Source organism: Psychrobacter sp. 72-O-c (assembly GCF_904846605.1).
GTDB lineage: Bacteria > Pseudomonadota > Gammaproteobacteria > Pseudomonadales > Moraxellaceae > Psychrobacter.
This window is the reverse complement of the sequence record NZ_CAJHBI010000010.1, coordinates 94,365-103,427: the sequence shown is the minus strand read 5'-3', so window position 1 is coordinate 103,427 and position 9,063 is coordinate 94,365. Positions and strand designations below refer to the sequence as shown.

5 protein-coding genes are annotated in these 9,063 nt (G+C 42.5%); all 5 read right to left on the bottom strand.

What is annotated here, in order from left to right; all coding sequences use genetic code 11:
• Positions 1-221: 221 nt before the first annotated feature.
• Positions 222-1,097 (bottom strand): 3-deoxy-8-phosphooctulonate synthase, encoded by an 876-nt coding sequence (gene kdsA / locus JMX97_RS05410; protein WP_201556019.1) that lies wholly within the window; start codon positions 1,095-1,097, stop codon positions 222-224.
• Positions 1,098-1,382: 285 nt separating this feature from the next.
• The gene (locus tag JMX97_RS05405; RefSeq protein WP_201556017.1) at positions 1,383-3,017 is read right to left on the bottom strand and encodes a CTP synthase; all 1,635 of its coding nucleotides are present in this window, start codon (positions 3,015-3,017) and stop codon (positions 1,383-1,385) included.
• Between the two features lie 201 nt (positions 3,018-3,218).
• Positions 3,219-4,346, bottom strand: a complete 1,128-nt coding sequence (locus tag JMX97_RS05400; RefSeq protein ID WP_201556009.1) for a porin — start codon at positions 4,344-4,346, stop codon at positions 3,219-3,221.
• Between the two features lie 304 nt (positions 4,347-4,650).
• Entirely contained in the window at positions 4,651-5,751 is a 1,101-nt protein-coding gene (locus tag JMX97_RS05395) for a porin (RefSeq protein ID WP_201556007.1), read from the bottom strand.
• Positions 5,752-6,351: 600 nt separating this feature from the next.
• Positions 6,352-8,550, bottom strand: coding sequence for a malate synthase G (locus tag JMX97_RS05390; RefSeq protein WP_201556005.1), 2,199 nt, complete (start codon positions 8,548-8,550; stop codon positions 6,352-6,354).
• Positions 8,551-9,063: the final 513 nt, after the last annotated feature.

Sequence of the window (9,063 nt, the reverse complement as noted above, 5' to 3'; positions counted from 1 at the left end):
AATAAGGAGACGTTGGCGAGCTCTGGGGTTACTCTCGGTCTTCGAGAGTTTGCCAAAGTCATGATCTTTTAGGGTATATGTTGGTATAGTCATAGCTGAATTATACTATATATTATGGGTTTGGTATCACTTTTGCAAACTTAATCGCCATAGTCCTATCCTATTATTATTGTTGACTGCTTGATAAATACAATAGGCTTTACTGACTTATTAATAAAGGGCTATTGAGTATCTAAAGCATCAAAACCTTTGACCACATCATCAATCTGTTTTAGCTGCTGCAAAAACGGCTCTAATTGACTCATGCGTAGCGCACAAGGGCCATCGCATTTTGCGATCTCAGGATTGGGATGCGCCTCTAAAAACAGACCTGCCAAGCCAGTTGCCATACCAGCGCGCGCTAGAGTAGCAATCTGTTCACGGCGTCCGCCAGCGCTATCACTACGCCCTCCTGGTTGCTGCAAGCTATGGGTCACATCAAAGAATACAGGCACATTCATCTGCTTCATAGTGTCAAAGCCGAGCATATCAACGACCAAATTATTGTAACCAAAGGCGCTACCACGCTCGCATAAGATCAGCTTATCATTACCGGCTTCAAGACATTTATTAACGATATGACGCATTTCATGCGGCGCTAAGAACTGGGCTTTTTTAATATTAATAATCGCGCCAGTCTTGGCCATAGCTTCTACCAAATCGCTCTGTCTTGATAAGAACGCCGGCAACTGAATAACATCAGCAACTTCTGCCACTGGCGCAGCTTGATACGGCTCATGAACGTCAGTGATAATCGGTACTTGATACTTCTCTTTGATTTGCCCTAGCCAGTCAACACCTTTTTCTAAACCAGGCCCACGAAATGAGTGCAAGCTTGAGCGATTGGCTTTATCAAAGCTGGCCTTAAAGACATAACCAATACCCAAACGCTGACAGATATCGATATATTGCTCAGCGATTTCGAACGCCATCTCTTTGGATTCTAAAACGTTCATACCACCAAACAATACAAATGGCTGGTCATTACCGATGTTTATAGTGTTGCCATTATTACTATCGAGCTGAATATGCGATTGTGCGGTTAATAAGTTGTCCATGATGAATAGGCATCCTGTTTATTGTTATCAATTATGTTAACCATATTGTAACTGATAGTGTGACTAAAAAAAGTGCACGAATGCAATTAGCTACGTTCAATAACAATCTGCACGGAAACAAGATCCTTTATTTACAGAAGCTCTATTCAAAAGCCAGAGATAAAATCTGTATCCAAAAGCCAGATATAAAAAAAGACCAATCCGTAGATTAGTCTTTTTTTTCACGTCAAACAGTGTAGAAGCTCAAACAGCTATTTATTCTAGCTACTTCTTTTCATTTTCTATCTATTTCTTTTCACTATAAGTTTTCGCGGCTTTTACGAAGCTATTAAACAGCGGATGACCGCCACGTGGTGAGCTGGTGAACTCAGGATGGAACTGTACCGCGATAAACCAAGGATGATCTGCAAGCTCAACCGACTCCACCAAATGCTGCTTGGCAGAATAGCCTGATACAACCATTCCTGCTTGCTCTAAAGGCTCGATATAGCGGTTATTCATCTCATAACGATGGCGATGGCGCTCAGTGATGGTGCTGGCACCATATATTTGGCTAAGTTTACTCCCAGAGACCAGCTCTGCTTGCTGCGCGCCTAAACGCATGGTACCGCCAAGGTCTGAGTCATCGCTGCGAATTTGTAGCTCGCCGCGCTCATCCAACCATTCGGTAATCAGGCCAATGATAGGTTCAGCAGTCTTACGATCAAATTCAGAAGAGTTGGCATCGATATTGAGTACATTACGAGCGTATTCAATCACTGCCAGCTGCATACCCAGGCAGATGCCTAAATAGGGAACTTTGTTTTCGCGGGCATAAGTAATGGCTTTTATTTTGCCCATCGTCCCGCGCTCACCGAAGCCACCTGGTACTAAGATAGCATCGGCATCATTCAGTTGCGCAAATAAAGCATCATCACTTTCTAAGAGCTCAGCATCAATATAATCAATCTTGACCGCCGCTTTATGAGTGATACCTGCATGTAGCAACGCTTCATTGATAGACTTATAAGCATCAGGTAGCTCAACGTATTTACCTACCATTGCGACCGTTACGGTCGACTCGGGATTGAGCTGTGCTTCAACCACTTTATCCCAATCACTCAAATCCGCCTCAGGTAAATCCAGCCCAAAACGTTCACAAACCAGATCATCAAGGTCTTGCTCATAAAGGGTGCGCGGTATTTGATAGATGCTTTGAGCATCTTCACACATGATGACTGCACGCTCTTCTACGTTGGTGAATAGCGAAATTTTACGGCGATTATCAAGTGAGATATGATGTTCAGAGCGGCAAATCAGGATATCAGGTTGCAGACCAATAGAACGCAGCTCTTTAACCGAATGCTGGGTAGGCTTAGTTTTGGTTTCACCAGCACTGGCAATATAGGGAACCAGTGTTAAATGCATGAGCATGGCATTGTTACGACCTAGCTCTACCTGCATTTGGCGTACCGCTTCCATAAAGGGTAACGACTCGATATCACCAACCGTACCGCCAATCTCGATAATGGCGATATCATAACCTTCACCACTGGCTATAATTTTGCTCTTAATCTCATCGGTAATGTGCGGAATAACCTGTACCGTACCACCAAGGTACTCACCGCGGCGCTCTTTATTAAGGACATTCTGATAAATGCGACCACTGGTAAAGTTATTACTCTTACTCATTTTTGAGTGGCGCAAAAAGCGCTCGTAATAGCCCAAATCCAGATCGGTCTCCGCGCCATCTTCGGTGACGAAAACTTCACCATGTTGAAACGGACTCATAGTGCCTGGATCGACGTTAATATACGGATCCATCTTGGTCATGGTCACGTTCACACCGCGCGCTTCAAGGATCGCAGCAAGAGAGGCTGCGGTAATACCTTTTCCTAGTGAGGACACTACCCCACCGGTCACAAATATAAACTTGGTCATAGTACTCTGTCGGTAATTGGTAAAGAAGGATTTTACTAAAAATACGTCACAAAATATAGGGCAAAAGCACAAACTCTCTGAAACTCTTTGTTTTTAGTGTTTTCTTATGATGACAAATTAATTGTTTTAAATATTTTATAACAAAAAAGACTCACCCCGAAGGATGAGTCTTTTAGCATACTGTCTATACAGGGTATTGATTTAGAATTTGTATTCTAGACCGCCACCGATAGCCAAGACACTAGCATCACCACGTGCGCGAACTAATTCAGTAGTATCGTCATCATTGTCTCTCACAACTAACAGACCATTTTCTAAATCTGCTGAGTTATTACCAATATAGGCATGGGCAATAATGTTCTTCTTAAACATATATTTTCCACCTAATACCACTTGATCTGAATCATTACCATCAAGACCACCTAAGTTCTTCGTATTGTCATACTGCAGATAAATAGAAGCTGGCTTAGCAAAGTTAGTGAGACCCATCTCAGCACTTACTACTAAACCTTTCTCTTCATCATCACTAGAATCGAAGTCTACTTGTTGATACAGAGCACCTAAAGTGACAGGATAAGCAACATACTTGGATAGATCGACACTAGCGCTACCACGGAGAATTTCACCGCTAGTACTCATATCTTTGTCATAAGCCACACCAGCAGTGAAGCCAGTACCTTGATCAAACATCAAAGATGCACCAAAGCCACTGTCACGATCATTGCTGTCAGATACAAAGCTTTCGTCAGCACTGTACTGTAGCGCAAGCTCTAATGGTAAATCGTTGTATTTAGGCGCAATCCATACGATGGAATTGTTAACACGTCCACCATCGGTCAGGGTTAAAGCCTCACTGAGCGTGTCGTTGTTATCGCCATCAAGACTACTAGAGCCAATATTATCCCAATAACCCGCATTGACGCTTACGTTATTTATATAATCAGTCACTGAATAGTTGCGACCGAAACGAAATTCGCCGTAGTCTTTATTCTTTAGACCCAGATAGGTATCACGGCTTTTAAAACCGATGTTGCTGCTACCACTGTCATCAATCTTAATGCCATACTCTAATTGATAAATGACATCAGTATTGGCTGTTATTGCTTCAGACCCTTTAAAACCTAAGCGTGAAGAGTGTGAGCTGACTTGTACTGAACTGTTATCTTCGTTGACATTGATAGTGTCATTGGGTAAGTCCATAGACTGGCGATCGAGTTCAGCGTCGACATAGTTGGCGGTAACGAATGCTTTACCATAGACAGTCGGTGCTGCTTGAACTGTAGATACTGATAAAGCCGCGATTGCTGAGGCTAAAAATAGTTTTTTCATGGGATATCTCCACTTCACAATGTCAGTAATGATTTAGCCAAGATTAGCTGGTGCTCATAATAGTATCGTTACAAATCCTCAAAGATATAATGTGTAACGTGTTACTGGGCTCGGTCAGACATGAATATAGCAAATTTATATTACCGTAAGATGAAAAAATCCAAAACTTACATGACCGTAACTATCAACATAACGACCGTTTCAGTTTGGATTTTCGTTTTTTTACCACGCAACAAAAAAGACTCACCCCGAAGGATGAGTCTTTTAGCATACTAGCTATATAATAGCTGGTACTAGATTGATACTAGAACAAGTATTCTATACCAGCACCGATAGCCAATACGCTAGCATCGCCACGTGCGCGAACTGATACAAGGCTATCGTCAACCTCTTCACCTCTAACAACGAAAGTATTGTTATCTAAGTCAGCAGAGTTGTAACCAGCATAAGCATGAGCCATGAGGTTCTTCTTGAACATATATTCGCCACCTAAGACGATTTGATCCGAATCATTACCATTTAAGCCACTTAAGCTGTCAGTTGCATTGTACTGAAGATAAACAGCAGCTGGCTTAGCAAAATTGCTCAAACCCATCTTAGCACTTACGACTAAACCGTCTTCCGTGCCAGCTCCGTCATAATCAGCTTCTTGATATAGCGCACCTAATGTTACAGGATAAGCAACATATTTGCTCAAATCAACAGTTGCGCTACCACGGACGATATCACCAGCGATACTCATGTCTTTGTCCATAGCGATACCAGCAGTAAAGCCGTTGCCTGGGTTATACATCAACGAAGCACCATAACCATTATCACGGTCATCGCTGAAGCTCTCGTCAGCACCATACTGTAGGGCTAGCTCTAATGGTAGGTTATTATATTTAGGCGCTTGCCATACGATAGAATTATTAACACGGCCACCATCAGTCAGAGTCAAAGCTTCAGCAATGGTGCCGCCGTTAAGAGAGCTGGCGCCAAGATTGTCCCAAAACCCTTCAGTAACGGTTACGTTGTTAATATAATCAGAAACTGAATAGTTACGACCGAAGCGGAACTGACCTAAGTCTTTGTTGTCTAGACCAAGATAAGTATCACGGCTTTTAAAACCAACGTTATCATCGGTGCCATCGATACGGATGCCATACTCTAATTGATAAATCACATCAGTATTCGCTGTCATCGCTTCAGAACCTTTGAAGCCTAAACGTGAAATATTTGAGTTAACTTGTAACGAATCACTCTCATTATCAACTCTTTCAAAAGGGGCGTCCATAGCTTGAACATCTAGGTCAGCGTTGACATAGTCAGTAGTAACGAATGCTTTACCATAAACCATTGGTGCTGCGTTGGCAGCAGATACTGATAAAGCAGCGATTGCTGTAGCTAAAAGTAATTTTTTCATGGGGGTATCTCCACTTTACAATTTTAGTAATGAGCTAGCTATGATTAGCTGGTGCCCATAATGGTATCGTCACAAATCCTCAAAGATATAATGTGTAACTGGCTACCGAGATTAGTCAGAAACAAGTGTGGCGAAGTTCTATTACCGTAAGAGGAGAAAAACTATGGCTTACATAATTGGGATCGATAAGGTAACTATTATGTAAACTCAGGTCTTTAGCGCTCTATTGTGTAACATCCGTTACCAAACTCATACTTCAGCTACAAGCATAACAACTTTGACATAATTTGCAACATGTTTTTCAAACTTTCATAATCACGCCCATTAAAAATATCATGCAGAATAAATTACAGTCAGTATCAAAGAGTTATGAATATACGGGCACAAAAAAACACCACTATCCGCTAGAGCAGGCAGTGGTGTTACTTATAAAGCTGATTAGTAGAACTATGGAGACTACTTATTTTGGATAATTTATGTTACTAAATTATCCAACGATCAACTAGTAATCAACTGACCCTCGTTCGTAACTATGTCTATGAATAGAGTCTAATTACCAGTACTGTATCCGTAGCATAATCGAGTCATAATCAGAACAATCTAAGCACTGGCTTTTAAATCGAGGCGTGCTTGATGTAATAGTGGCTCAGTATAACCGCTAGGTTGAGTACGACCCTTAAAGATCAGATCACAAGCTGCTTTGAATGCGTATGAGTTCGCTAAGTCAGTAGCCATAGGCTGATAATCAGGATCATCAGCGTTCTGCTCGTCGACGACTTTGGCCATGCGCTGCATTGTATCTGTCACTTGCTGCTCGCTGACAACAGCGTGATGTAACCAGTTGGTGATATGTTGGCTTGAAATACGTAAGGTCGCACGATCTTCCATAAGACCGACATCATTGATATCTGGCACTTTTGAGCAGCCGACGCCTTGATTCACCCAGCGTACCACGTAACCTAAGATACCTTGAGCATTGTTCTCAAGCTCTTGCTGTTTTTCCTCAGCTGTCCAATTGGTCTCTTTTGCCAATGGAATAGTGAGGATGTCATCTAGGCTTGCACGGTCACGCGATTTTAGGCGGTCTTGAACGTCAGACACGCTCACTTGATGGTAGTGCATACTGTGTAAGGTAGCCCCTGTTGGTGAGGGAACCCAAGCTGTACTAGCACCAGATTTTGGATGGGCGGCTTTAGTGTCCATCATCTCTTTCATTTCATCAGGTTTTGCCCACATGCCTTTACCAATCTGAGCACGACCTTGCAGACCAGTCTCTAGACCAATATCAACATTCCATTGCTCATAAGCAGGCTGCCATGCTTGCGACTTCATCTCACCTTTACGGACAAAGGGTCCGGCATTCATGCTGGTATGCATCTCATCACCCGTACGATCTAAAAAGCCGGTATTGATAAAGATGACCCGCTCTTTGGCTTGACGAATGGCTTCTTTGAGGTTGACCGTCATGCGGCGCTCCTCGTCCATAATGCCAATTTTTAGCGTGTTACGCGGCAGGCTAAGCACATCTTCAGATGCCGCAAATAAATCATTAGCAAATTTAACTTCATCAGGGCCATGCATTTTTGGCTTAACGATATACATTGAGCCTTTGCGTGAGTTCGATAGCTCGTTCTTACCTTTGATGTCGTTTAGGGTCAAGAGTGGGGTAATTAAACTGTCCATAATCCCTTCAAAGATCTCTTCTTGTCCGTCACCGATATCTACTAAGATGGCAGGGTTTTGCATCAAGTGACCCACGTTACGGATTAACAGTAGCGCGCGTCCGGGTAGAGTAAGCGTACCGCCATCTGGCGTGGTGTATTCACGGTCTGGGTTTTGTTTACGCGTGCGGGTTTTGCCACCTTTCTCAAATGTCTCTTGTAAATCGCCATTCATAAGGCCTAGCCAATTGCGATAGACTTCGACCTTCTCTTCGGCATCAACCGCAGCGATTGAGTCTTCACAATCTTGAATGGCAGTAATCGCTGACTCAAGCAGGACATCTTTGATAGAGGCAGGATCGTCTTTACCAATCGGGTTGTTACTATCGATCTGAATCTCAGCGTGCAACTTATTATTTTTAAGCAAAATACCAGAAGGACTATCAGCATCGCCAACATAGCCTACGAATTTAGTGGAATCTTGTAGCTGGGTGCTGCTAGTGCCTTGTGCGAGCTCAAGCTTACCGTCTACCACATTGAAACCAGTCACATCGTTATATGAGCCTGAAGCCAACGCAAAATGCTCATCCAAGAATTTTTTAGCATAGGCCACAACAGCGGCGCCGCGCTTAGGATTATAACCGCCTTTGGCTTCTTGACCCTTATCATCACTGATAACATCAGTACCATACAACGCATCGTATAAGCTGCCCCAGCGCGCGTTAGTCGCATTTAGCGCATAGCGGGCGTTACGTACCGGAACTACCAATTGCGGTCCTGCGATATGAGCAATCTCGTCGTCGACATTGTCTGTGGTTACTGTAAAGTCATCGCCTTCTGGTAACAGATAGCCAATATCTTGTAAGAACGTTTTGTATTTAGGGTAATCAATCGTGCCGTCTTTGGCAGGATGGTCCAAATGCCACTGATCAATCTTGGCTTGCATCTCATCACGGGTAGTTAGTAGTGCCTTATTGCGCGGCGTAAATGCTTTAATAACTTTTTCAAAACCCGACCAATAACTGTCTGAATCAACACCAACTTTAGACAGCACTTCATTTTCAATAAAGTTATAAAGCTGCTCGTCGATTGCAAGAATTCCTTTTTGGATACGATTAACGTGAGAAGACTGGCTCATAGTGGTGTCCTTATATATTCGTAAAATTTATTGGTTTTGGTTTATGTCATTAACAGCTTACATTAATACTGGCTTAATGCATGACATTCAGTCCAAATTTGAATGAGATGCTAAGCAAATTTGACAACTGCCCTGCTGCTACTTGATGGAAACGCTATAACTGGTAGGCTTATAAATTACTATCAGTTAATTATGTGCTACTAGTAGCAACTGATAATGAACGCCACTAAAAGCATGCTGATATCAGTAACACACTAGCTTGATAGCGCTTGCATTTAAAATACTGATGGCTGTCATATTTGGCGGTTTCATTATCTCAAGACATGATTGTAGTGATAAAAAATGCCTTGTATGAAGAATGGTGCTCGTGAAAGTCACTTCAATCTCATTGTGACATTCAGTTATTATCCACTCATTATCTTTGGGAGCAGACCTTATCTACTATTCGCTACCCTCGTCAGCAACTACTAATGATAAGATAACAATAGTAAGATAAAACGCTACAAAAGCAAA